Origin of the sequence: Akkermansia biwaensis, from assembly GCF_026072915.1 — a bacterium.
In the GTDB taxonomy this organism is placed as follows: domain Bacteria; phylum Verrucomicrobiota; class Verrucomicrobiia; order Verrucomicrobiales; family Akkermansiaceae; genus Akkermansia; species Akkermansia biwaensis.
On the sequence record NZ_AP025943.1, the window covers coordinates 445,809 to 470,793 of the forward strand.

The window sequence follows — 24,985 nt, forward strand, 5'->3', positions numbered from 1 at the left end:
AGAAATTTTAAGCGAGACGCAGAACTAACTCGTCAGGCCGGATTCAAGCAACTCGCCTCTTTCGATTCAGGGAACATGCAACTGCATCCCCTGAATTGACTCCGGAGAAAGCAAGACTGCACTTTCCCGCCTGAACGGTTTCCCGTCATCTTCCAATCGTGGTCCCGTAAGGCGACTGTATCGGGCGCACGGGAGGAGGAACGGGCTGGGGCCTGGGCGGTGGGGAAGGAGGATTGGGCCGGATAATGACGGGCGGCGGCGGATAGTTCCAGGGCCTGACGATGGGTGTGACCACGACGCGCTCCGTTTTTGGCTGACTGGCTACCTCACGGATTTCACCCTGCAACTGGTTGACCTGCTTGTTTAAGTCCGTGATTTTTTTCTGGGTGCCGTCTTTCAGGGCCAGGTATTTCTTTTCCAGGTCCTTCCAATACAGCTCGGCATCTTCCCTTTTTTTACGAATGGAACTGATCTGGTCCTGGTAGGTCCTAGCCCTGGTGCGGAATACTTTGGCATCCTGCGGCAGCCCCACCCGGTCCGCTTCCTGCGCGTTCCACTGAAGGGCGATGACTTCAGCCTCCACACGGGAAAGATCCCCCATCAACAGGAACATGCGGACAACGTCCTCCCCCTCCAGGTAGCGTGGATGGCGTTCCGCTTCCGAGAGGGATTCACGGATTTTCCTGGCCTCTTCCTCAGCCGCTTTTTTGACCGCTTCCGCCCTTTGCCTGCGGACAGCTTCCTCGCTCCGTCGCTTTTCCAGCCGCGCGGCCACCTCATCCGGCGTCATTTTGTAAGCCTTCTGCTGTTCGTCCGTCAGCTCCTTGTAGGAGACTTTCGCCACGCCGTCCGTGTACTGGACGCTGACGAAGTCATCCCCGGAAGATACCACGCTGGCATCTTTCAGAACCCTGCCGGAACGCAAGGCCATATCCTCCGCCAGGGAGGCGGGCAGCAGGGCGCACAAAATTAATAGACAGGCTCCAGGTTTCATACGATTCAACGGTTCTACCTAGATAAGAGGCTCCGGAAAAGAAATTTATTCAAAAAAAGATGACCAGATGTTATTACTGGCACGGCGGTTCCCTTTTCGTTAAAGTTTTGTGAAGCATTTACACGTTTATGAATTCACACTCGTCATCCTGGAGTCATTTACCCCCACTTCCCGATCCGGAAGGGTTTGCCGGCATGTATGCGGGAACCCACGGAAATATTCTTATTTGCGCAGGCGGAACGAATTTCCCCGGCAGGCCCATGCTGGAAGGGGGCGTCAAGACCTGGACGGACCGTGTGTTCACCCTGGCGCCGGAAAGCCCCGCGTGGCGGGAAGCGGGCGTACTGCCCGCCCCTTATGCCTATGGAGCCTCCGCCAGCCTGGAAAACGGCCTGCTGTGCATCGGAGGATGCGACAGTAAAAGCCACCGCAGCGACGTTTACCTGCTGGGAGTTTGCGGCGGAACCCTGAATATCTCCGCCTTTCCCTCCCTTCCGGTCCCGCTGGCCTACACGGCGGCAGCCGTGCTGGACGGCAAGGTGTACCTCACGGGCGGCTGTGAACACCCGGGAGAGCAGGATTGTACCAGCCGGATGTTCATGCTGGATTCCCGGAATCCCGGCCAGAGCTGGCAGGAGCTTCCTCCACTACCCGGGAGAGGCCGCTTCCTGCATCAGATGGCTGCGGTTAACGGCGTTCTGTACGTCCTGGGCGGCATCGGCCTGAAAGAAGAGGACGGGAGGCAGGTACGGGAACTTCTGACGGAGGCATGGAGCTTCACCCCGTCCGGCGGATGGATGCGGCAGCCGGACATGCCTTATGCCATCGCCGCCGCACCCACTCCGGCGCCCGTTTCCCGGAGCGGAGTCATCTACCTGCTGGGCGGCGACGACGGCTCCGGCAGGAAATACACGCCGCAGACCAATCCCGGCTTCAACAACCAATCGCTGTGCCTGGACACGGCAACGGCGGAATGGCACGACGGCGGTCCCATCGGAGCGCTGCGGGCGGTGCTTCCCTGCTGCGCCTGGGAAGGCCGCTTCATTGCGGTCAACGGCGAACTCAAACCCGGCAGACGCTCCCCTGAAGTCTGGAGCATTTCTCTTCCCTGATTCTTCCAGCCTCGACCAACAAATCATATGACGCACTTCTTACATTACCTGAACCGGTTCACCAAAACATGGTGCGCTGCCCTCGCCGGCATGATGCTGATGGCGGTCCCGGCCGCCCACGCATCCTTTTCCGTGGACGTCCATCCCTCCGGCAGCATTCCGGACCTGCCCGATCCCGCGGGACGCGCTGGAATGATTGCCGGAACCGTGGCGGAAAAAGACGGCTCCCAGTCCATTATCGCCGCGGGAGGGGCCAATTTTCCCCATGCCGCCCCCGGGGCCGCCACCCCGGAGGAACGCGGCCCGAAGGCGTACCACCGGGACATTTTTAAACTCTCTAACGGGCAATGGAATAAAGTCGGCAATCTGCCCGTTCCGCTGGGCTACGCGGCATGCGCCAGTGTCGGCAAGGGCGTGGTGCTGGCCGGAGGCCACAATGAAGAGGGCATTCGGCAGGACACCCTGCTGATCAGGGCGGACGGGTCCGTGGAAAAGCTCCCACCCCTTCCCCGGCCCGTGACGGAAGCCGCCTTCGTCGGTTCGGGAGACAAGCTCTACGTTATCGGGGGACGGGACCGGGACGAACCGGAAACGGCCCTGAATACCGTGTACGTGCTGGACACATCTCCTGAAACGGCCAGCATGGAATGGAAGACCCTGCCCCCATTCCAAGGTCCGGGGCGCATTCTTGCCACCGCCGCCTTTTCCGACAGCACCCTTTTCCTGGTGGGAGGATGTTCCCTTTCCAAAAATGCCGCAGGGGAAACGCAAAGAACCTACCTTTCCGACCTGATCGACTACGACCTGGGCTCTACGAACCCCGCCGAGTGGGGAAAGACGAAGAAGGAGCGCACCGGCCCCGGAACTCCCGTGGCGGCAGCGGCAGGCCCCGCCCCCGTCAAGGAAAACACCATCATCCTGATTGGAGGCGACAAGCGCGGCAATTCGCCGGCCCCCTCCAGCCCCGTCGTGCAGTCCAGGGACATCCTGGCCTACGACATCGTGAAGGATGAATGGAGTCGCCTGGGAGAATGGCCCGCAGGCATCGCCACGGCGCCTGCCGTCACCAGGGGCAATGAGATCGTCACCATTAGCGGAGAAACCGCTCCCGGGGAGCGCACCCCCGTGAACGCCTCCGCAACGGCGGGATACCATTTTGAAATGAGCACGGTGGACTATGCCGTTCTCATCCTCACGATCATCGTGCTGGCCATCATCATCATTTCCGCCGTGCGCAACGGCGTCAGGAACGTCTCCGCCGTTACGGACCCGAACACCAGGCCCGGCCTGTGGGCTTGGGTGGCCGTCATCGTGCTGTGGTTCGTCGTGATGCTGAACTATTTTGACCGCCAGCTTCTTTCCGCCCTGCATGAGCCCATCGTGCGGGACATCCCCCAGACGGAAGCCCAGTTCGGCATGGTTACCTCCGTCTTCCTGCTGATTTACGCGCTGCTCAGCCCGGTGGGGGGCTTCCTGGCGGACCGCTACAGCCGCCGCCTGATGATTCTCTGCTCCCTGGTCGTCTGGTCCGTGGTCACCTGGTGGACCGGGCACGCGGAGGATTACACCTCCCTGCTCATCGCCCGCGGGGCCATGGGCATCAGCGAAGCCTTCTACATTCCCGCCGCCCTGGCCCTGATCACGGACTACCACCGGGGCAGTACGCGCTCCATCGCCACGGGCCTGCACATGAGCGGGATCTACGTGGGCATGGCCATCGCCGGGTTCGGCGCCACCATGGCTTCCTGGACGGGCTGGCGCATGACCTTCGCCCTGTTCGGTTTGATCGGCGTAGCTTACGCCATCGTCCTGATCCTGTTCCTGAAAGATCCCGGAAAGGCCCCCGCAGACACGGCCCTTGCCCGGAAGAAGGACAAGCCGGGGGAAGAAACCGTGCTGATCAACGTGGACAACGACGAACAGGCTGTTAAGGTTCCCGCGGCCAAGCTTTCCACAGGGGCCGTCCTTTCCAGCCTGCTGAGCGGCCGCCCCATGTGGATGCTGCTTTGCGTGGTGGCTTTTGCGGGCGCAGGCAACTGGTTCCTGCTGACGTGGTACCCCACCCTGCTGCATGACCAGTACCACCTTTCCTCCGCGGAGGCCGGCCCCGCCGCCACACTGTGGAGCTCCATTGCCAAATACATCGCGGTGCTGGGGGGCGCGATCCTGGCGGACATGTGGTACAAGCGCAACACCCGCGCCCGCGCGCTGGTACCGGGTATCGCCTTCAGCGTATCCGGCCCGCTGGTCGTCCTGGCGCTGCTGCCCGGCATCTTCGGCTGGGACATTGCGGTTCCGCTGGTGCTCATGCTCGGACTGGTGGCCACGCAGGGACTGGCGCAAGGATCGCTGGACGCCACCCTCATGCCTGTGCTACGCTCCCATATTGACGAGCGTTACTCCGCCACCGGCTACGGTCTGCTTAACCTCACCTCCGCCGGGGTGGGCGCGCTCATCTCCTTCTTCGGCGGCTGGTTCAAGGACCAGGGCATTCCCCTGACCACCACGCTGGCCGCTGCTGGATGCCTCATGCTGTTCTGCGGGCTTCTGCTCCTGATGCTGCCGAGGCCCCGGCACTGATACCTCAAACTCATCAACTAACTTACTCCATGAAGATACCTGCACGCAACCACCTGGCCGCGGGAGCCCTGTGCTTCCTGTCCCTGCTTTCTCCGGCAGAGGGCCGCACCTGGACCAACACCCAGGGAAAAACCCTGGAGGCCGAATTCGTCAAACTGGACGGCCAAAAAGCGGTGCTGACCCGCGCCGGAGGTCAGACGGTCACCATTCCCCTGAACCAGCTTTCCAAGGCGGACCAGGATTTCATTGCAGGACAGGGAACGGCAGCGGCTCCCGCCAACCCGGCGGACAATTACAAGCAGCCCTGGCCCAGAACCGTCAAATGCCCGGACAATTTCAAGGTGGAAACCATCAAGGAGGAAAAGGGGGAATACATTTACGAGACGCCCCATTTCCGCTTTATTTGCGACGCCAAGCTGGGCGCCGGCATGATCAAGCGCCTGGGCCTCCTGTTTGAAGCCACCCATCTGGCTAACAAGACATTGCCCATCGGCAACATTCCGCCCCATGACGATTCCGCCAAATTCCCGGCCTACCTGTATGAAAAGTTCAGCACCTACCAGGAAAACGGGGGACTGGAAGGAACGGCGGGCATTTTCCTGGGAACCACGCGGCCCGGGGACCGGGGCAGAATTCTGGTGCCTTTCCAGTCGCTGGGCGTCAAGTCCATGGGGAGCACGTACATCATTGACCGGGACAAGGATGCCACCACCCTCATTCACGAACTGACGCACCAGCTCATGTCCCCGCAGGCCAAGCAAGCCAGCTGGTTCTGCGAGGGCTCCGCGGAATACGTGGCCATGACTCCTTATGCCGGGGGCCGCTTCAACTTCGGCTCCAACCGCTCCCACATCGTTTCCCGCGTTACGGAGTACGGCAAGAAAAACACGGGGGGCCGCGCCCTGGGGGACGATTTTGAGGCTCCCGGCCTGGAGGCCTTCATGAACATGCCCTACACCCAGTTCACGAATGAAAACGCCAATCTTCACTACGGCCTGGCCGCGCTGATGGCCTACTACTTCTACCACATGGACGGAAAAGGGGATGCCCAGCGCATCAAGAATTACATGAAGGCCATTCAGTCCGGCACCAGTGAAAAGGAAGCGCAAAAGCTCCTTCTGGACGGCAGGACCTATGAGGAACTGGCCAAGGAGATCGAGCAGAAATGGCGCAAGGCTGGCGTCAAGATCCGCTTCCGTGCCTCTTCCTGATCACTTTCTTTTCTGCAATCTTCCTGTTCCCTGCCGGGAACGGAGGACACATGTGCCCTGAAAAACCGTTGACATGGCGGGGAAAGGCGGCAAACTCCCCTCAACAGGGGCTTTCAGACACGTATGGCAGAAGACGCTTCCATATCCTCCCTGCTGGACCGGGTGGCCCGCACCGCCCCCTTCCGCAGGGAACTGGCGAAGCTGGGCACGGAGGAACAGGCCGTTTTCGACCACACCGCGTTGCCCGGCGTACCGTTTGTGGCGGCCCTGTGCATCAACAGCGTTCCGGAAACGTGCCGCACCTGGGTGGTGACTCCCCATCTGCGAGCCCAGGAATCCGTAGCCTCCCAGCTGGAGACATGGGGCGTGCACAACATCCTGTTCGTCCCGGAAAAGGAAGTGGCGCTGGGCGAAGAAGTGGGAGACCCGGAACTCACCGCGGAACGGCTGAACGTGCTGCACCGCATTGCCTCCGGACAGATAGGCAGGCTGACCGTCGTTCTGACGGAAAATTCCCTGAATGACGAGGTTCCCTCCACCAGGGGCATGAAGAACCAGGGCATGATCCTGAAGGCGGGGGAAACGCGGCCGCCGGACGAACTGGAAAAGTTGTTCACGGAAGCCGGATTCGAGGGCGTTCCTCAGGTCATTTCCCGCGGGCAGTGGTCCCGCCGCGGCGGCATTCTGGACGTTTTCCCCCTGCAATCCGCCAATCCCGTACGTCTGGAATTCTTTGACGATGAAATCGAATCCATCCGGGAATTCGACGTGGATACCCAGGTCTCCTTCCGGAAGGTGGAGCACGTCAACCTCGTCCTGCAGGAGGCGGCATCCGTGGAAACCCTGCGCGACTGGATCAGGCCGGGAGACCTGGTCATCACCACCCCCTTCTGCAAGGAACGCGGGCACGTGTGCATCCTGGCCGCCCCTCCGGAAGATGCGGAGGGAGAGGAGGATTTTTCCCTGGCCATCCATGACAATCCCCTGGGCAGCTTTGACGCGGGCGACTTCGTGATGCAGGAAATGCGCCGCGAACTGGCCGAACGCCAGATACGGGAATGGCTGGACCGGAAATGGAACGTCAGCATGTTTTTCCCGAACCAGGCGGAAGAAGAGCGGTTCAAGGACATTTGCGCCGGCACCCCGGCCCTGCTCTCCATCACCTGCCTGCGGGGGGACCTGCCCGGCGGTTTCAGCATTCCCGAAGCGAAGACGGCAGTCCTCTCCTCCTCCGAGCTGTTCGGCAGGTACCAGTCCGCCACGGCGCGGCGGCGCGCCAGCCGGGAAGACAAGGCGCGCAAGGCACGCGCCCAAGCCTCCCTGAAAGACATCAATCCGGGGGACCTGGTGGTCCACACCAGCTACGGCATCGGGAAGTTCATCAACATCTCCACCTCTCCGGATTCCGGAGACGAGGAAATGAACATCCTCTACCGGGACAACACCATCCTGCACGTCCCCCTCAGCCAGGCGCACCTGGTTTCCCGCTACATCGGCCTGGGCAGCAGGACGCCGGAACTCAACAAACTGGGGGATTCCAAATGGCAGCGCGCCAAAAAATCCGCGGAACGCTCCGTGGCGGACTACGCCGCCCAGCTCTTGAACGTGCAGGCGGAACGCCAGACGGGCAAAGGCTACAGCCACCCGCCGGACAGCAAATGGATGTGGGAGTTTGAAAGCTCCTTCCCGTTCCGTGAAACGCCCGACCAGCTCCGTGCCATCGCCCAGACGAAGGCGGACATGGAATCCTCCCGGCCCATGGACCGCCTGATCTGCGGAGACGTGGGCTTCGGCAAGACGGAGGTAGCCATCCGCGCCGCATTCAAATGCGTGACCGGCGGCCGCCAGGCGGCCGTGCTGGTGCCCACTACCGTACTGGCGGAGCAGCACTTCCGCACCTTCAAGTCACGCATGAGCGAATATCCCGTGCGTATTGAAATGCTGAGCCGCCTCAACAGCGCGGCGGAAGTCAAATCCACGCTGGAAGGGTTGAAAAACGGCTCCGTGGACATCGTCATCGGTACCCACCGCCTCATTTCCGAAGACGTTTCCATCAAGAACCTGGGCCTGGTGGTCATTGACGAGGAACAACGCTTCGGCGTCAAGCACAAGGAAAAATTCAAGGAGCGCTTCAAGGGAATAGACGTGCTCACCCTGTCGGCCACCCCCATTCCCCGCACGCTGTACATTGCCCTGATGGGCGCCAGGGACATGAGTTCCATCGATACGCCGCCCGTCAACAGGCAGCCGGTGCAGACCAGCGTCTGCCCCTATGACGAACGCATCATGAAAAAGGCCATGGAGCGCGAATTGGAGCGCGGGGGCCAGATATTCCTGCTGCACAACCGCGTCAAGACCATCGAGCTGTTCCGGGACAGGATACAGGCCCTGGTCCCCAAGGCGCGCATCGTCATCGGCCACGGACAAATGCCCAAGGACGAGCTGGAAAAGGTCATGAGCTCCTTCGTGCGGGGAGAGGCGGACATTCTGCTGGCCACCACCATCATTGAATCGGGCATAGACATTCCCAACGCCAACACCATCATTATTGACAGGGCGGACCGCTTCGGCCTGGCGGACTTGTACCAGCTCCGCGGCCGCGTGGGCCGCTCAGGGCACCGCGCGTACGCCTACCTCATGCTGCCCAGGACCTCCTCCACTACGGAAGACGCCCGCAAGCGCGTCTCCGCCATCAAACAGTACACGGAACTGGGTTCTGGATTCAAAATAGCCATGCGCGACCTGGAAATCCGCGGAGCGGGCAACCTGCTCGGCACCCAGCAGAGCGGCCACATCGCCGCCATCGGCTTTGACCTGTACTGCCAGCTTCTCCAGCAGTCCATCTCCCACATGCAGGGCAAACATTCCGCACCCAGGGCGGACGCCGCCCTCCGGGCGGATTTCATCGTGAACAGTGAAACGCAGTTTGCGGCCAAATCCCGCAAGGAGTACCTGGGCGCCTTCATTCCGCGGGACTATATCAGCGACGCCCCGCTGCGCATCGCCGCCTACAAGGATTTGGCGGGAGCCCGCACCATCAAGGAGACGGACGCCCTGCTCCGCACCTGGGAAGACCGATTCGGACCTGCACCGGAAACGGTGCATCATCTGCTTGCCGCGCACAAAATCAAGATACTGGCCACCATGGCCAATATATCCATGGTGGAAGTCAGCGGCCAGCGCCTGATGCTTACCCGGAACGGGGATTTCATCCTCCTGTCCAACAAATTTCCGCGCCTGGCGGGAATCACCCCGGCGGAAAAGCTTCAGGAAACCCTGGAAATGCTTAAAAAGATCTAATCCTGGTCCGCATCCCTGCCGTCAGCCTGCTCCCGGGTATTCCAGGCAGTCAGCCACCGGACTTCCCTGAGGCGGTAGCCGCGCTTCAGCAGCTCCGCATGCAGACCGGGCAGATGCGCCGCCCCGTAGAAGATGCCAATCTTGCGCGCACCCTTGCCTTTCCACTGGTCGAATATCTCCATGCATTTGGCATTCCTGCCTTTCAGAATCACCGTATCCTCCAGAGAATCAGGGCTGGTATAGGCCAGCATACGCATCAATTCATTCTTCAGTCCGGAAACATTTCCCGTAATCAGATCCATCGCCATCTTGATTTGATTCGGCTGATAGCCGCAATACTCTTCCTTCAGGGAAGACATGATCTCCTTCGCCATCAGTCCCATAAAACTCTCTTTCTTTTCTTCCTGGGCCTTCCTGAATTCCCCCAGGGTCATGTCCGCATGGACGAAGTGGGACGGAGAGTAATCGATTCCATCCATCTGGGCCTGCAAATTCAAGGCTTTGCTGAATCTTTTATAGGCTTCCCCCAGCCAGTTCAGCAGGAAGGAAGACTCTTCCTCCCTCTGTTCCTTTTCCCATGCCTCCAGCCGGTTCCATTCGCGGGCTTCTTCCTTCGTCAAGCCGCCCAGCGGCTTGCTCCGGTCAATCCTGCTCCGCAATTCCTCCTGCCGCTGGAGCCCTTCCCCGCCGATCATTTCAAACAGCAGCAAATCACATTGCCCGAACAGTTTGTTCAAACGCTCGTAATACTCCGGTTCAGCCACATGCATCGCCCCGATCAGCCTCACCTCCTGTCCGCCGTCATTCACATAGGAAGCCACGGGCGTTGCCAAATCCTGCCGTTCAGGGGAATCCGCCTCCAGCCTCAGGAACGTAGCCGGGTACCCGCCGTATTCTTCCGCATTCCTGCCGGAGTCGGCTACGGCAGCAAGTGCGGAAGAGCACAGCATGAAGGCAGACAAAATACCGCGCAATATGTTCATACGTCACCAGCCTAGCGGCCATTATCCGCAGAGCAAGCCAAAAAAGAACTTCCTCAAACACCTTGGCATCTCCCCATCCCGCCAGGACAGGCACTGCGGAACACCGGGAGGCCACAAAAAATCCCCCGCTCCCGCAAGGGAACGGAGGATGAAGAATCAAGCCGCCCAGGGCTGACGCCCCGGAAGCCGGCCGTCACATGACGGTTTACTTCTGTTTGCAGCAGCAGCATTTGTCGGACAGGGCGCCCACGCCGGGCAGCACCTTGCCTTCCAGGAGTTCCAGGGAGGCGCCGCCGCCTGTGGAGCAGAAGGAAAGCTTGTCCTGAACCTTGAATTTCTTGGCTGCCGTTACGGAGTCACCGCCGCCCACGATGGAGATGGCGGAGGAATCGGCCAGGGCTTCCGCAATTTCCTTGGTGCCCTTGGCAAAACAGTCCATTTCAAAGACGCCCATCGGGCCGTTCCACAGAACAGTCTTGGCATCCTTGATGATGGCGGAGAATTCTTCAATGGCCTTGTCGCCGATGTCGATGGCCATGCCGCCTTCCGGCACCTTGCCGCCTTCCGCGAAGGGAGCCGTGCAGAACGTTTCCGCACCGTCCTCAAACTTCATGGTCACGCGAACGTCGGCCGGAAGCACGAACTTGACACCCTTGGCCTTGGCGTTCGCCAGGATTTCGCGGGCCAGGTCCAGCTTGTCGCCTTCGATCTTGGAAGCGCCCAGGTCATAACCTTCGGCAGCCAGGAACGTGTTGGCCATGGCTCCGCCGATCAGGAACGTGTCAGCCTTTTCCATCAGCTTGGAAAGTACTTCGATCTTGTCGGACACCTTGGCGCCGCCCATGATCACCACAAAGGGTTTTTCCGGGTTTTCCAGCTTGCCTTCCAGGTATTCCAGCTCGCGCTCGATCAGGAAGCCCATGGCGCTCTTTTCCGCAAAATGGGTAACGCCTTCCGTGGAAGCATGGGCGCGGTGGGCGGTGCCGAACGCGTCGTTCACGAACAGAGTGGCGTTGCCCAGCAGAGCCTTGGCGAATTCCGGGTCGTTTCTTTTTTCACCGGGATAGAAGCGGACGTTTTCCAGCAGGACCACGTCGCCGTCCTTCATGGAGGCGCGGGCGGCTTCAGCTTCCGGGCCGATGGCGGCGGGAACGAATTTCACTTCCTTGCCGAGCAGTTCGGAAAGGCGAACGGCCACGGGCTTCAGGGAAAAAGCGGGATCGGGTTCATTCTTGGGACGGCCCAGGTGGGAGCAGAGGACGAGACGGGCGCCGCCGTCAAGCAGGAACTTGATGGTGGGAAGGGCGGCCACAATGCGGGCGTCGTTGGTAATTTCCCCATCCTTGAGGGGTACGTTGAAGTCAACGCGCATCAGGACTTCCTTGCCCTTGACGTCAAGATCACGAACAGTGAGTTTAGCCATATCAGTTTATGTTGTTTGGTTCAATGGAATAAAAAAGGGAGGGCATTTCTGCCCTCCCGGAAAATCCCGGCCGCCCGCACCAACCCGGTTCATGAACCGGAAATCTGTTTCAGGCGGCTGGAAAGAATGTCTTGTGACTACTGAAGAGCAAGCGTTGTTCAGGAATGAACTTACTTGCCGCAGCTGCAGCCGCAGGAGCTCACGCTGTCGCCCAGCTTCTTCATGGCTTCGGCGGCGCGGTTGGAGTAGCCCCATTCGTTGTCGTACCAGCCGCAGACCTTCACCAGGTTGCCGCCGACCACGTAGGTAAAGCCGGAGTCAAAGATGCAGGAGTGGGGGTCGGAAACGATGTCCTGAAGCACCAGGTCTTCTTCGGAGTAAGCCAGAATGCCTTTCAGCGGACCTTCAGCGGCTTCCTTCATGGCGGCGTTCACTTCTTCCACGGTCACATTCTTCTTGAGGATGGCCACAAAGTCGGTCAGGGAACCGGTCGGGGTGGGTACGCGGAAGGAAGCGCCGTTCAGGGCTCCCTTGAGTTCGGGAATCACTTCTCCGATGGCCTTGGCAGCGCCAGTGGTCGTCGGGATGATGTTGATCGCGGCGGCGCGGGCGCGGCGGGGATCCTTGTGCGGCAGGTCCAGAATGCGCTGGTCATTCGTGTAGGAGTGAATGGTGCTCATCATGCCCTTTTCAATGCCGAACTTGTCGTTCAGCACCTTCACCATCGGGGAAAGGCAGTTGGTGGTGCAGGAAGCGTTGGAAACGATGTTGTGCTTGGCGGGATCGTATTCGCTGTCGTTGATGCCCAGGCAGAAAGTCAGGTCCGGATCCGTGGCGGGAGCGGAAATGAGCACCTTCTTGGCGCCAGCGTCAATGTGCTTCTGGGCGGCGTCACGCTTGGTGAACAGGCCGGTAGATTCCAGAACGACGTCCACGCCCAGGTCCTTCCAGGGAAGGTTGGCGGGATCGCGTTCCACCGTGATGAGGATCTTGTGACCGTCGATGACCAGATACTCGCCGTCGATGGAAACTTCGCCGTCAAACTTGCCCTGCGTGGAGTCATACTTGAGCAGGTGGGCGATCATTTCGATGGGGGTCAGGTCGTTGATGGCAACAACCTTGTTGCGTTCTTCCTTGGACATGGCGCGCAACACGTTGCGACCAATACGTCCAAAACCGTTAATAGCATATTTGGCCATAAGATTGAGGGCTTCAGATTTGATTAATTACAAGTCCCGGACCTATTCAAGTACCATGGACGGGGCAAGTTTAGAAACGATTCCGCCGGGCGTCAACACTATTGTTCCCCCATCATGGCAGTATGCCCCGGCCCTCCGCCCCGCAGGAAGGCACCAATGCAACAGCCATGCTCCTGCATGGCTGTCAAAAACTTGCACGGTCTCCACCCTCACAGCGGAATGGTCAGTTCATGGAGCGCAGGGCGGCGCGGATCAACTCGTCCGCGTCGGCGTCCGGATTCTCTTTCAAGTGGGCGGCAATGGCCTTGCGTGATTCCACCTGCTTGAAGCCCAGCGCAATCAGCGCCAGTTCCGCATCCCCCGCCGCCTGGGAGGTGGAGCCCTGGGCCTGGGCCTCCCAGGTGGCGGCTAGCCCCACCTTGTCCTTCAGTTCAAGGACAATGCGTTCCGCCGTTTTTTTGCCCACTCCCTTGGCCCTGGCGATGCCGGATACGTCTCCGCTCACCACGGCCTGCTTGAACTGTTCCACGGACAAGGACCCCAGAATGGCAATGGCCGTAGCGGGGCCGATTCCGGAAACCCGGTCGATCAGCAGCAGGAAGATGTCCCGTTCCGCATCGGTGGCAAACCCGTACAGCACCTGCATGTTTTCCCGTACGTGCAGGTAGGTTTTCAGCGTCAGCTCCCTGCCCGGCAGGGGATTCAGCCTGTCAAACGTGGAGAGGGGCACGATCACCTCGTACCCCACGCCGTGAACATCCAGAATCAGCCGCTGGGGGTATGACTCCGCTACCGTACCGCGCAAAAAAGCTATCATGCCTATAACGTGACACAATCCCGGCGGCGGACAAGTCAAAAACGCATCCTTCCGGGTACGGTCCGCTATCTCTTGTGGAGAACGTGAAGCTTGATATGCTCCAGATCTTCCCGGTGGTAGAAACACCGTACGCGGAATCCGCGGGCCGTCTTGATGCGGCACCTGTATTCGCGCAGCAGCCCTTTTTTAACCAGCCTGTAAACGTAGCTTCTGACCACGCCCAGATAGCGGACGGCCTCTTCCATATTCACATAATGCAGCGGAGCACGGCGGCAGACCGGCTCCCGCGCGGTCAGGAGCCGCTCCACGTCCAGACGGCGCCAGCAGAGTGTGAGAGAACCCGTACTTTTGCGGACTACGCGGAAGCGTACTCCATGACGGTGCAGATATTGCCGGGCGGCGGAAGGACTGCAGCGCAGCCGCGCCGCTATGGAAGATGTTTCCATGAACGCGCCGGACGCGCTGGCATAAGGCTGCCCGGATTTGGGATCCGTTCCCTTGCGGCGGATTTTTACATGTTCAGGAAAACTCAGTTTGGGATTATTGATATATTCCCGCCCTCCTACTCCGATGAATGTCTTTTTGAAACGATAAATCATGGCAATGTGAATTCACTTTGATAACACAGGATTTCATACAGGCGTTCTGCATGAAACTATAACATTTTTGAAAATACCAAAAATGCACTGAGCCCAAAAACAATCAACAAATTTCTTTGTTTTTCTGTTGTTCGTCCTTATACTGAACTCATTTCATCGCAATATATGCCTGTTCCTACATTATACAATTACTTCAAAAGGGCCTAACATCAACAATTAGATCATCAAAAAATCTGTTGGATGCGCGAATTGCCCCCGGGCTCTTTCCCCTTATTACAAATAACTCATGATCAATTACATGAATAAGAGAAAATATTCCATTCAACTACCGGAAGAGGAAAAGCCTTCCTCAATTCTTCAAACCTCCGTATTTTCCGGGTTCAACAAGCCCCTTACCTCAAAACAGGGAAACCGGAAGTCGCCGGCGGACGGCTCCAACATTACAGGCTCAAAACTCTTTTACGGAAAAGAGCCCAAGTAAAAAACCGGACAATAACTAACAGCCCATTTGTACCCGGAACGAACAATAAGAAACCCGGCTTCCCACGGAAAGCCGGGTAGGAAAAATCATGTTCCACTCTTCAGGGAAGAAGCTTGGAAGGCCGCGTTTCAAACATGCCGCGCTGCGGAACAAAAACACGGTCATTGGGCTGGATGGGTATGGCCCTGTCCCTGGTGGAATAATAATCATACGTAACGGTCTTCCCGCCGCGCGTCACCTGGACATACCGGGATCCCCATTCCGTCACGTCCCCGGCTCCGACGATCGCTTCCAGCAGCGTCATGCCGCGCCGCCATGGAACGTTCTTTTTCATGGCTACGTTTCCGCTCACCAGAACGATATGCTGGGTGAGCTGCACGTCGGAACTCTGTACTTTCACTAAAAAGGTGGGAGAAGTGTACAGTTCCGCCTTCTTGTAGGCAGCGGCAAGCATGTCCTCAATCTGCCGCGCCGTCCGGCCAACTACCCGCAGCACATCCTGCCCGGCGGGAAGCTGGGGCATGCGGATGGTTCCATTGCCATCCAGCAAATATTGTCCGGAGATGGCGGCAGCGTCGTCGGCAGGGATGCCGCGTACCTGAATTTCAATGGTTCCGTGCGCGGGCACGGCATCCGGGGACTGCGAGAACGCAAGCCCTCCCGCAGCCAGGATGAGGCAAACAATGGAATACAGATACTTTTTCATGGCACTATCTCTTAATACAGATCCTCATTATCATTGGACTGCGTAGCCGCCAATTCCTTGGCTTTGCCGGAACGCTCGGCCTTCTTCAGGGAAGAAGCGTCGGCGTTCCCGCCGGAAGCGCCGCTTTCCGCAGAATAATAGGAGTAGTAGGTTGTGTAATATTGATACTGGTGATCGGAAGTAATGTCCACATTATTCATCACCACGCCCGCCAGATTGCCGCCGACGGATTCAATGACCTGCTTCTGCCTCAGCAGGGCCTTCAACGGAAGCTTGCGCGGCTGGACAACCATCAGGGTCATGTCCACCTCGCTCACAATCACGGCCGAGTCACTGACGCCGAGGATGGGCGGGGAGTCCACCAGCACGATATCGAAGCGCTGCTTCACCTCCTGGAGCAGTTCGCTGAACTTGCGTGAGTTCAAGGCGCCCGAGGGGTCAAAAGGAACCGGCCCCGCGGGCATGACGTACAGGTTTTCCACAGGCGTCTGGAAGATCACTTCCTCCAGCGGATAGTCTTCCAGCAGATAGGACGTCAGCCCTGCTTCATTGTCCAGTTCATAGTATCTGTGCAACTTGGAGCGGCGAAGGTCCGCATCAATCATCAAGGTGGCATACCCCCCCTGGGCGCAGATGTAGGCCAGGTTGCACAACGTCGTGGTCTTGCCTTCCCCGGCACTGCCGGAAACAAAGGTCAGGGAAATTTCCTCAAGCCCCTTCTTGTTGAATTCTATATTCGTCCGCAAAATACGGTAGGCTTCCGCATCCGGCCCCAGAGAACCGGCGGAATGCAGGATGGGAACGTTTTTGGGAATGATACCCAGAACAGGCACTTGCAGAGCCCGTTCCACATCCTCCATGGTCTTGACGGAAGTATCCATGAATTCCAGCAGAAGAGCCAGGCCCATGCCCAGCAGCAAACCGGCAACGGCGCCCACCGCCAGGTTCAGCGTTACATCCGGCTTGTAGGGAGCCGTAGGCAACAGGGGATTATCATACATCTCAATCGATTCACGGGGAACACGCAGACGGGCGATTTCATCCTTGTAGCGTGCATCCAGGGTTTTGAGCTGATCCAGGGCCGTATCATACTCGCGGCTGGTCTGTTCATAAACGGGCATCTTCATCACATGTCTCCGGAGATCCTCTTCCTTTTGAGCTACAATCTTCGCCCACTTCACACGGCTTGCCGTAACCATTTCCAGCTTGCTTCTCAAAGAGGAGCGCAGGCCCACAAGTTCCTTGTTCAGCTTTTCCTTCAAGATGTTCGCCGTTTCCTGGAGAGCCACCATCTTGGGATGCTTGGGGCCCAGGTTCTGGGCCTTGAGATTTTCCCTCTCCTTATCCTTCTCCATGTACTCCTGATAGGTTTTGCGCAGGGAGTCCGCCGCCAGAATTTCCGCATTCAAAAGATCGGAGTTGGTGACATAATCCATCAGCTTGTCGTCCGGAAGACGCTGGACTTCCGCAACATAGGCGGCCAGTTCCTGCTCATCCTTCTCAAATTTCATGAGCTGTGCCTTGGAATTCCGGAAATCCTCGTCTTCCATGGCTCCGGTCATCACGGAGCGGTTATCCCCACTCCTGTACATGGTGGAGGGCAAATAATCGTTTTCCGCAATCAACTTCTTGAGAGCCATCATCTTGTCATTGACAATGTCCTCCTGTTCCCGGAGAACGTCCTGAAGGCTCTTGATAGCCGTTTCCACCAACCGGTTTTCACGCATTTCACGGTCCTGCTTGTACGCCTCCGGGACTGCCTTGGCAATGTTCTGAACCAGTTTGGGGTCAGGCCCGGAGACAATGACATCCACCAAGTCCGTTGCACGGAGGGGGGATACCTTGATCATTCCAGCCAGGTTGGTAGCAGCCAAATCATCCGTCATGCCCCATTCCGCAGCCAGATTCAGTTTTTTGGATACCACTTTCAGCACTTCGGACGAAGTCAGCACCGAATACTGCATGGGGATGTAGTTGTCCGTGATATTGGACGATGCCACGACATCCTCTCCCGTACCGATCCCCATCACTGGCCTGGGACGCTTGATCTGAAACTTGCTCGTCGCACGGAACGAAGGAGGCATCAGAAGCGTCACCACCAGGGAAATGACCAGAACCAGCATGAAAACAAGAAAGACTTCTTTCCAGCGGTTTTTCAGAACTTGTATATAATCAATATTGCGTACGATAGGATCGCCATTCTGCTGATCTGGGGCATTCATGAAGAGACGGTGCGGTAGTAAGATAAAACTCCTCTAATTGTGAATGAACATTCGCAATTAGAGGAGTAGAAACATTAATTGTCAATCAAGCTTAGAAGCTGTAATTCATTCCGAAGGAAAACACATTCCGGTTATAGCTCGGCATGGGGAAGTTATATCCGCTGTAGGAGCCATTCGTATAGGAATACTGGGCCGTAAGGGCCAGCACGTTGGTCAGCATCATCTTGACACCGGCCGTCGCGTTGAACGTCAGCGTTTTCGTATCAGTACTCGAGGAACTCGGGCGGGAATAATCGCTGGAGATCAGGTTCACGCCGGCATTCAGGCTGACCCGGTGCGTCACCTTCATCGTGCTGGTCAGACCAACGCGCCACGTCTCGTTGGAGTAGTAGCTGGCGCCCGTTTGGGGAACGTAGGTGTTCGTTGCTTCGTTGGAGTAGCGAACGAACATGCCCAAAGAGAAACGGTCACTCATGCGATGGTTCAGGCCAAATTCCGCTGACGGGTAGGTCTTGGTGCCGTAATTGTCCACGTGCTTGAACTGGGGACCGACACGCAGCGTGGCGGAAGTGTTCTGAGCTACGGCATATTCGGCGCCGGCCATGACGAAGTTGGAGAATTCGTTATTGCCGTATTCGCGGTCACAGTAGGAACCATTCCAGTTAATGGACAAAGCCAGGCGTTCCGTCCATTTGTACCGATTATTCAGATTCAGGTTGAAGTACTGACGGTTATCAGTTTTGGCGGAATCTTCCTGATAATCGATCATGGAGTAGCTGGCGCCTACCGTCGTGGAATAACGGGTGGTCCATGCTTTGCTCAGGGAACTGGAAACATACACGTAAATGTAGTCGCCGTCACGCCGGGAGTTGGCGATGCCGTTTGAGTAGTTGGGTTCCGGCTGCCAGGCAAAGGAAAGGCTGCCGTTGTAACGCAACGTCTGGTCAAAACTGTGGGAAAGGCTGGCGTTCAGCGTGGAGTTGGAAAGAGATTCATTCGTATCGCCTTCCAGGTCTTTCAAGTAGAAAATGCCGCCGAGCTTGGCAGAGAAGGCATACTGGGTAACGGCATCATAATTGGCGAGGGAGGCGCCAATGTCCGTGCTGATGAATGCGCTTTCCTGCTGATTGGAGTTGGTAGCATTCACGTTATCATCATAGCCGCCGGCTACGTTGAACGTCCATTTCAGGGGAAGGGATTCTTCCAGCCCTACAGGACCGGCAAGCGTGTACAGGGACTGCCCGTAAGCGTGAGCTCCAACCAGGCCGGAAGCGAGCAGAGAGATAAAAAGACTCTTCATAAATTTTAATCCGTTTTAGGTATAGGAGTTATTTAGTTGCCGGAAGGATTGGATACGGGGGCAGGACTCGTAGGCGTGCCGCCCACGGGAATACCGCCGGGCATGACAAGAGCGCCGGCGGAGGCGTCTTCACCGGGATTCACAATAAGTCCGTGCGTCTGCGTAGTTAAACCCTGCAAGGGATTGTCGGGAGTCTTGGCGGCCACTTCTACAGCTATGGAAGGCACCGTCATCGCCACGGGGGAATGACCGAGAGCCCTAGTCACCGCTGCACAAATCGGAGAAACGGAAGCGTAAGGCTTGGGCTGCACGGAAACGGCGGCAGATACGATATTGCGCACATTGGCTTCCGTAACCTTGGTTCCATAGCTCCTGACGGCAGCGGAAGCCACCTGGGGGGCATTAACCGGAAAAGCTCCGGCTGCCATGGAAACCATCTGTGCCATGACTGCGTCGGACACACCTGCCTTGACAGCGCTGTCCAGCACGGCGGATACAGCCTTCATATCCAGGGCTCCGGACCTGCGACCCGCTTCAACGGTAGCAGCCATCTTCTGGATAAAAACCTTTTCAGCCGCAGAGGCCTTAACATGATCAACAGCCGGAGCGGCTGACGGAGAAGCAGCTTGCTGAGCCACACCGGAAAGTGTGCCCGCAAATGCAAGTACCAGCACGGAAAGTGCCGTCTTCGTAATGGACCTGGCCTTCATTGGAAGAATATTGTAGCAGGTGGTTAAAAAATGGAGCGGGTAACGGGAATCGAACCCGTATGATCAGCTTGGAAGGCTGGAGCTTTACCATTAAGCTATACCCGCACAACGCCCGCATTATGTTCAGGAGTCGGAGATAAGACAAGTTTTTTTTCATTGAGGAATCAAATTTAAAAAAATAAGACGCAGTTTATTCTGTTGCCTTGACATTCCCCGCTTCACCCGGTAAATAAACGCCGCGCATATTGTGCGGGCGTCGTTCAATGGTAGGACGCGAGCTTCCCAAGCTTGAGACGTGGGTTCGATTCCCATCGCCCGTACCAAACTTTTCATGCCGCAAGTTTTTGTCCATCATTGCTTGCGGCTTTTGTTTTCTTGAAAGCGCGGAACAGAGGGAATTTACAAGCGGAACGGCAGAAAAATCCGCATACCGTTCTGGGATGGAAAACCACCGCCGGAATGGCATGCGGAGAGGCCGTCAGCAACCCAGTACGAACTTCTTCTGAACCTTCGCAAGAAGGAGCACCTTGCGGATCATGGTGCGGGTTTCATTGAGAAGATTGAGATACAGCAGGGTTCTTCTCATGTCGGAAACATTCTCCGTACGCAGTATGATCTGCCGTTTGACCGCTTCCGCGAATTCTTCGTCCAGGGCATCAATGCCGTCCAGGCATTCGTCCAAACCGCTGTAATCATTGGTCTCCATCATGTCCCGGAAGCGGGGATACAGGGAGGAAACCCGGTTATTCATTTTCCGCAAGTCTTCTATGTATTCCATGTCCAGTCCCTCATGGTTATTGTCAATGTAGGCATGGCTGGCCGTAGTGATGTTGGAGAGGGATTCAAAGACGGAGGTGGCGTATTCCACCATCTGCACATGGCGCTTGCCGCGGTCCGCCTCCCCGTCCCGCAATTCCTGGACCACGGGCATGACTTCCATCGCCATCTTGTCGCCCAGGGAACGACGGATCCCGCGAGATTCCTTGCGGAGTTTTTTCAACCGTTTCCGGTCTTCCACGTTCAGGGCTTCCAGATTCATCTCATAGATTTCCGCCATGCGCTTCATCAGCTCAATGATTTCCTCGTTATAACGGCTCAGGGAGGAAGCGTCTGCATAATTCCTGCCTTTCACCAATTCCGCCGCCTGCGTGCGCTTTCTGTGCAGGCGGGCGCTTTTCAGCAGCAGGTATGCCGCTAGAACGCACATGGTGATGATTCCGAAGACGCCGCCGTACACAATACAGGCCGCCACCATGCAGCACATGGCAAATGCGGCAAACGCCGTAAAGAACCAGCCGGAAATAACCGTGATCACCCCGGTGATGCGGTACACGGCGCTATCCCTCCCCCAGGCCTTGTCCGCCAGGGAGGAACCCATGGCCACCATGAAGGTGACATATGTGGTGGAGAGGGGAAGCTTGAGCGAGGTGGCCAGGGAGATCAGAAGGGCGGCCACGGTCAGGTTCACGGACGCACGGATCAGGTCAAAGGAGGCTCCGTTGTCCGGCCCTTCCGAAACGGGCTGGAACCGTTTTTCAATAAATCTGCCCACGCTTGCGGGCATGATTTTTTCCACCACGCGGGAAGCGTTCAACGCATAGCGAACCATCATCCGCGCCGGAGGAACGGAACCGAATCTTTCCACTCCCCCGCCCTGCCGGGCCAGGTTGACTTCCGTATCCGTCACGGTCCGCGCCTTTTTGGAGAACATCAGGGCCAGCACCATGATGAGGCCAGCACCCAGCAGGTAACGCCAGTCCGCCGTCACGGGAGCCGTCAGGCCGCCCATGGTCAGTGTGGAAAGGTCCATGCCCTGCGCCACGGCGGCTGAAGCGATTTCCATGGAGGACTGCCCAGCCATGAAGACGCCAATGAAGTTAACGAGGTCATTCCCGGCAAAGGAGAGGGCCAGGGCCATTGTACCGGCAAGCACCGCTATCTTCAGGATATTGACTTTGCAAACATTCTGGAGTACGGCCATCAGAACGGTCCAGAAAACAAAGCTGTAGCATACGTACAGCCAGATGTGCGCGTCCAGGTGGCGGATCATGTCCTTCGTGACCAGCGTGCTGCCTTTCAGCCCCTTGAATACGGCAAAGTAGGTGATGGCCGTCAGGGCTACGCCGCACCAGACGGCGCCCAGATACTTGAAGGATTTCCTGTAGTTGAAGGAGAAGATGAGGCGGGAAATCCACATGACCGATATACCGCAGATGAACGCCACAAAGACGGAGGAGAAGATGCCGGAAATGATCGCCAAAGCTTTGGAGGAGTTGATATAGCTGGCCAGGTCCTGCGCCACGCCGGGTTCTCCGGACCAGATTTTGAACAGCGCCACGGCCACCGCGCCCCCCAGCAATTCAAATACAATGGAAACCGTCGTGGACGTGGGAAGGCCGAAAGTGTTGAACACATCCAAAAGGATCACGTCCGTCAACATCACCGCCAAAAAGATCAGCATGATGTCATGGAAGGTGAATTGGGCTGGCATGAATACCCCGCTCCTGGCAATTTCCATCATGCCGCTGGAAAACAGGGAGCCAATGATAATACCCAGAGCGGCCACCAGAATAATAGTCCGGCGAGGAGCAGCCTTGGAACCGACAGCGGAGTTCAGGAAGTTGGCGGCGTCATTCGAGACGCCAACCACGAGGTCAAAGCAGGAGAGTACCAGCAGCAAGCCTATGATGAAGTAATAGATAGGGTCCATATGTGTAATAAACGGCCTTCTATTACCTGAACCCTTTCCGGTACTCCCGTTTTAAAGCGTGAAGAATTCGTCACATTTGCCGTAAAGCCGCCTCATGGCCGTGCAACGTGAACGGGTTCGTTCCCTCCCCTGATGAAATCTTGCCCTCCTTTTCTGCTGTCCTGGGGGCTTTTTCTCCCTCTGCCGGGAGAAATTGATGCCGATACGTGGGAGCTTGTCCCCCACATGGGGCAGCACTCTACGCAGCCCCCCGGACCTCACAGTCATCAACCATTTCCTTCTTCAAATCGTCAGCCTGCGGTGGAACGTCATGGAGGTATATTTTTTTCATGTAAAGGAAAAAAGCGTTGCCGTCCTGCTTCCTCTCCCTTCCTGTTGGGAATAGTTCCGATGTCCGTCTCCTCCTGATCTTCATCCGGCATGAGTCGGCAAACAGCGGAAGGTCCGGAAAACAGCAGTCTCTTCCGGTCAACTGGAAAGAGGCGGTCGCCGCGCCAGCCCGGAAGACCATTTCTTTTCCAAATAAAAAGGCTCTCCGGAAAAACCGGAGAGCCTGAATGATTCGTCGCATTGTCCCGAAGAAACGGGGAGGGCTTACATCATGCCCATGCCGCCCATTCCTCCCATGCCGCCCATGTCGGGAGCGCCGCTGCCACATCCGCAGCCCTTCTTCTCGGGCTTGTCGGCAATGACACATTCCGTGGTAAGCAGGAGGCCGGCGATGGAAGCCGCGTTCTGCAGGGCGGAACGGGTCACCTTCGTCGGGTCCACCACACCGGCGGAAAGCAGGTCTTCGTACTTGTCCGTGGCCACATTGTAGCCTTCGGCAGCCTTCTTCATGCCTTTCACCTTGGCGACGATGAGGGCGTCTTCGCGGCCGGCATTGCAGGCAAGCTGGCGGAGCGGAGCTTCCACCGCACGGTACACGATTTCCGCGCCGGTGTGTTCGTCTCCTTCCAGCTTCAGGCTGTCAATGGCCTTCTGGGCGCGGATCAGGGCCACGCCGCCGCCGGGCACGATGCCTTCTTCCACGGCCGCACGGGTCGCATGCAGGGCGTCGTCCACACGGGCCTTCTTTTCCTTCATTTCCGTTTCCGTAGCGGCACCCACATGGATGACGGCCACGCCGCCGGCCAGCTTGGCCAGGCGTTCCTGGAGTTTTTCACGGTCGTAGTCGGACGTGGTGTCCTTGATCTGGTGGCGGATCTGGGAAATGCGGGCTTCAATGTCCGCGGACTTCCCGGCGCCTTCCACGATGACGGTTTCATCCTTGGAGACGGTGACGCGCTTGGCCTGGCCGAGGTCTTCAATACCCACGTTTTCCAGCTTGATGCCGAGGTCTTCCGTGATGCATTTGCCGCCCGTCAGGATGGCAATGTCTTCCATCATGGCCTTGCGGCGGTCGCCAAAGCCGGGGGCTTTCACGGCGCAGATGTTCAGCACGCCGCGCAGGCGGTTGACCACGAGGGTGGCGAGGGCTTCGCCTTCAATGTCTTCAGCGATGACCAGGAAGGGACGGCCGCTCTTGGCCACTTTTTCAAGCAGCGGAAGGAAATCCTTCAGGTTGTTGATCTTCTTCTCGTGAATCAGGATGTAGGGGTTTTCCAGCACCGCTTCCATCGTTTCCGCGTTGGTCACGAAGTAGGGGGACAGGTAGCCCTTGTCAAACTGCATGCCTTCCACCACATCCAGCGTGGTTTCGATGCCCTTGGCTTCTTCCACGGTGATGGTGCCGTCCTTGCCCACCTTGTCCATGGCTTCGGCAATGATGTTGCCGATTTCGTCGTCCCAGTTGGCGGAAACGGTAGCGACCTGGGCCACTTCCTTGCTGGAGTCAACGGGCTTGCTGATCTTCTTGAGTTCTTCCACCACGGCGTCGGAGGCTTTCATGATGCCCCTCTGCAGGGAGATCGGGTTGGCGCCGGCTGTGACGTTGCGCAGGCCTTCGCGGTAAATGCTTTCAGCCAGTACGGTGGCGGTGGTGGTGCCGTCGCCGGCCACGTCGTTGGTCTTGGAGGAGACTTCGCGGACAAGCTGGGCGCCCATGTTTTCAAACGGGTCTTCCAGTTCGATTTCCTTGGCCACGGTCACACCGTCCTTGGTGATGAGGGGGGAGCCGAATTTCTTGTCGATCACCACGTTGCGGCCGGCAGGACCCAGCGTGCTTTTAACAGCCTTGGCGATCTGTTCCACGCCGCGGAGCAGCGCCTGGCGAGCGGTTTCATCAAATTGGATTTGTTTAGCCATAATATCAGGTTTTTAAAGATGTGTGTGAATAAATAAGGTTGGTTTAGCCGATGATGGCCAGAATGTCGTTTTCAGACAGGATCAGATAATCTTCTCCGTCCAGCTTGATTTCCGTACCGCCGTACTTGGAAATGAGAACCCGGTCGCCGGGCTTGACGGTGAATTCGATCAGGGCACCCTTGTCGTCGCGGCCTCCGGTGCCTACGGAGATCACTTCCGCTTCCTGCGGTTTTTCCTTGGCGGTGTCCGGCAGGAACAGGCCGCCGGCGGTTTTGGTTTCAGCTTCAATGCGCTTGACCAGCACACGTTGTCCGAGGGGTTTGATGTTAGCCATAGTATGTTGTGTTTGTTTTATTGTAGATGAATATATGGATGTAATGTTCCGGAGGGA

At 57.6% G+C, this 24,985-nt stretch carries 17 protein-coding genes and 2 tRNA genes; 5 read left to right on the plus strand and 14 right to left on the minus strand.

Annotated features, from left to right (window positions below; all coding sequences use genetic code 11):
- Positions 1 to 145: 145 nt before the first annotated feature.
- Positions 146 to 994: a hypothetical protein gene (locus OQH67_RS01815; RefSeq protein WP_215435290.1), complete on the minus strand. Its 849-nt coding sequence runs from the start codon at positions 992 to 994 to the stop codon at positions 146 to 148.
- Between the two features lie 128 nt (positions 995 to 1,122).
- On the opposite strand from OQH67_RS01815, the gene OQH67_RS01820 reads away from it, so the two are divergent.
- From OQH67_RS01820 to mfd, 4 genes are all read left to right on the plus strand, one after another.
- The gene (locus OQH67_RS01820) at positions 1,123 to 2,106 is read left to right on the plus strand and encodes a hypothetical protein (protein WP_484460790.1); all 984 of its coding nucleotides are present in this window, start codon (positions 1,123 to 1,125) and stop codon (positions 2,104 to 2,106) included.
- Between the two features lie 27 nt (positions 2,107 to 2,133).
- Positions 2,134 to 4,686 carry an MFS transporter gene (locus OQH67_RS01825; protein ID WP_215435285.1) on the plus strand — a complete coding sequence of 851 codons (2,553 nt, stop codon included), beginning with the start codon at positions 2,134 to 2,136 and terminating at the stop codon, positions 4,684 to 4,686.
- A 29-nt stretch (positions 4,687 to 4,715) separates the two neighbouring features.
- The gene (locus OQH67_RS01830) at positions 4,716 to 5,897 is read left to right on the plus strand and encodes an SHD1 domain-containing protein (protein WP_215711597.1); all 1,182 of its coding nucleotides are present in this window, start codon (positions 4,716 to 4,718) and stop codon (positions 5,895 to 5,897) included.
- Positions 5,898 to 6,020: 123 nt separating this feature from the next.
- A complete protein-coding gene (gene mfd / locus OQH67_RS01835) occupies positions 6,021 to 9,197 on the plus strand; it encodes a transcription-repair coupling factor (RefSeq protein WP_215435283.1) in 3,177 nt (1,058 codons plus the stop codon).
- On the opposite strand, the gene OQH67_RS01840 is transcribed toward mfd, so the two are convergent.
- The 10 genes from OQH67_RS01840 to OQH67_RS01885 form a co-directional block, all read right to left on the minus strand.
- Entirely contained in the window at positions 9,194 to 10,180 is a 987-nt protein-coding gene (locus OQH67_RS01840) for a TraB/GumN family protein (protein WP_215435282.1), read from the minus strand. The genes mfd and OQH67_RS01840 overlap by 4 nt on opposite strands.
- Before the next feature lie 205 nt (positions 10,181 to 10,385).
- Positions 10,386 to 11,603, minus strand: a complete 1,218-nt coding sequence (locus tag OQH67_RS01845) for a phosphoglycerate kinase (protein ID WP_215435273.1) — start codon at positions 11,601 to 11,603, stop codon at positions 10,386 to 10,388.
- Between the two features lie 170 nt (positions 11,604 to 11,773).
- Positions 11,774 to 12,802: a type I glyceraldehyde-3-phosphate dehydrogenase gene (gene gap, locus OQH67_RS01850; protein WP_067571221.1), complete on the minus strand. Its 1,029-nt coding sequence runs from the start codon at positions 12,800 to 12,802 to the stop codon at positions 11,774 to 11,776.
- Positions 12,803 to 13,025: 223 nt separating this feature from the next.
- Positions 13,026 to 13,619, minus strand: coding sequence for a Holliday junction branch migration protein RuvA (gene ruvA / locus OQH67_RS01855; protein WP_215435272.1), 594 nt, complete (start codon positions 13,617 to 13,619; stop codon positions 13,026 to 13,028).
- 65 nt (positions 13,620 to 13,684) lie between these two features.
- A complete protein-coding gene (locus OQH67_RS01860) occupies positions 13,685 to 14,218 on the minus strand; it encodes a MerR family transcriptional regulator (RefSeq protein WP_215435271.1) in 534 nt (177 codons plus the stop codon).
- 581 nt (positions 14,219 to 14,799) lie between these two features.
- Entirely contained in the window at positions 14,800 to 15,405 is a 606-nt protein-coding gene (locus OQH67_RS01865; RefSeq protein ID WP_215435270.1) for a polysaccharide biosynthesis/export family protein, read from the minus strand.
- A gap of 11 nt (positions 15,406 to 15,416) precedes the next feature.
- A complete protein-coding gene (locus OQH67_RS01870) occupies positions 15,417 to 17,627 on the minus strand; it encodes a polysaccharide biosynthesis tyrosine autokinase (protein WP_215435269.1) in 2,211 nt (736 codons plus the stop codon).
- A gap of 91 nt (positions 17,628 to 17,718) precedes the next feature.
- Positions 17,719 to 18,927 carry an outer membrane beta-barrel protein gene (locus OQH67_RS01875; RefSeq protein WP_215435268.1) on the minus strand — a complete coding sequence of 403 codons (1,209 nt, stop codon included), beginning with the start codon at positions 18,925 to 18,927 and terminating at the stop codon, positions 17,719 to 17,721.
- A 32-nt stretch (positions 18,928 to 18,959) separates the two neighbouring features.
- Positions 18,960 to 19,478 (minus strand): hypothetical protein, encoded by a 519-nt coding sequence (locus OQH67_RS01880; protein WP_215435267.1) that lies wholly within the window; start codon positions 19,476 to 19,478, stop codon positions 18,960 to 18,962.
- Between the two features lie 190 nt (positions 19,479 to 19,668).
- Positions 19,669 to 19,742 (minus strand) — tRNA-Gly (locus OQH67_RS01885).
- A 144-nt stretch (positions 19,743 to 19,886) separates the two neighbouring features.
- Here OQH67_RS01885 and OQH67_RS01890 point away from each other — a divergent pair.
- Positions 19,887 to 19,960 (plus strand) — tRNA-Gly (locus OQH67_RS01890).
- Positions 19,961 to 20,115: 155 nt separating this feature from the next.
- Here the strand turns inward: OQH67_RS01890 and OQH67_RS01895 are convergent.
- The 3 genes from OQH67_RS01895 to groES all read right to left on the minus strand — a co-directional run bounded on the left by OQH67_RS01895 (position 20,116) and on the right by groES (position 24,928).
- Positions 20,116 to 22,347: an inorganic phosphate transporter gene (locus tag OQH67_RS01895; protein ID WP_215435266.1), complete on the minus strand. Its 2,232-nt coding sequence runs from the start codon at positions 22,345 to 22,347 to the stop codon at positions 20,116 to 20,118.
- Positions 22,348 to 22,941: 594 nt separating this feature from the next.
- Positions 22,942 to 24,597, minus strand: a complete 1,656-nt coding sequence (gene groL, locus OQH67_RS01900) for a chaperonin GroEL (protein ID WP_265145702.1) — start codon at positions 24,595 to 24,597, stop codon at positions 22,942 to 22,944.
- Positions 24,598 to 24,637: 40 nt separating this feature from the next.
- A complete protein-coding gene (groES, locus tag OQH67_RS01905) occupies positions 24,638 to 24,928 on the minus strand; it encodes a co-chaperone GroES (RefSeq protein WP_067571201.1) in 291 nt (96 codons plus the stop codon).
- Positions 24,929 to 24,985: the final 57 nt, after the last annotated feature.

What these genes read in the sequence shown, in the direction of transcription:
- OQH67_RS01815 (WP_215435290.1), bottom strand. Translation starts at nt 994, where the DNA reads ATGAAACCTGGAGCCTGTCTATTAATTTTGTGCGCCCTGCTGCCCGCC.
- OQH67_RS01820 (WP_484460790.1), top strand. Translation starts at nt 1,123, where the DNA reads ATGAATTCACACTCGTCATCCTGGAGTCATTTACCCCCACTTCCCGAT.
- OQH67_RS01825 (WP_215435285.1), top strand. Translation starts at nt 2,134, where the DNA reads ATGACGCACTTCTTACATTACCTGAACCGGTTCACCAAAACATGGTGC.
- OQH67_RS01830 (WP_215711597.1), top strand. Translation starts at nt 4,716, where the DNA reads ATGAAGATACCTGCACGCAACCACCTGGCCGCGGGAGCCCTGTGCTTC.
- mfd (WP_215435283.1), top strand. Translation starts at nt 6,021, where the DNA reads ATGGCAGAAGACGCTTCCATATCCTCCCTGCTGGACCGGGTGGCCCGC.
- OQH67_RS01840 (WP_215435282.1), bottom strand. Translation starts at nt 10,180, where the DNA reads ATGAACATATTGCGCGGTATTTTGTCTGCCTTCATGCTGTGCTCTTCC.
- OQH67_RS01845 (WP_215435273.1), bottom strand. Translation starts at nt 11,603, where the DNA reads ATGGCTAAACTCACTGTTCGTGATCTTGACGTCAAGGGCAAGGAAGTC.
- gap (WP_067571221.1), bottom strand. Translation starts at nt 12,802, where the DNA reads ATGGCCAAATATGCTATTAACGGTTTTGGACGTATTGGTCGCAACGTG.
- ruvA (WP_215435272.1), bottom strand. Translation starts at nt 13,619, where the DNA reads ATGATAGCTTTTTTGCGCGGTACGGTAGCGGAGTCATACCCCCAGCGG.
- OQH67_RS01860 (WP_215435271.1), bottom strand. Translation starts at nt 14,218, where the DNA reads ATGATTTATCGTTTCAAAAAGACATTCATCGGAGTAGGAGGGCGGGAA.
- OQH67_RS01865 (WP_215435270.1), bottom strand. Translation starts at nt 15,405, where the DNA reads ATGAAAAAGTATCTGTATTCCATTGTTTGCCTCATCCTGGCTGCGGGA.
- OQH67_RS01870 (WP_215435269.1), bottom strand. Translation starts at nt 17,627, where the DNA reads ATGAATGCCCCAGATCAGCAGAATGGCGATCCTATCGTACGCAATATT.
- OQH67_RS01875 (WP_215435268.1), bottom strand. Translation starts at nt 18,927, where the DNA reads ATGAAGAGTCTTTTTATCTCTCTGCTCGCTTCCGGCCTGGTTGGAGCT.
- OQH67_RS01880 (WP_215435267.1), bottom strand. Translation starts at nt 19,478, where the DNA reads ATGGCTGCTACCGTTGAAGCGGGTCGCAGGTCCGGAGCCCTGGATATG.
- OQH67_RS01895 (WP_215435266.1), bottom strand. Translation starts at nt 22,347, where the DNA reads ATGGACCCTATCTATTACTTCATCATAGGCTTGCTGCTGGTACTCTCC.
- groES (WP_067571201.1), bottom strand. Translation starts at nt 24,928, where the DNA reads ATGGCTAACATCAAACCCCTCGGACAACGTGTGCTGGTCAAGCGCATT.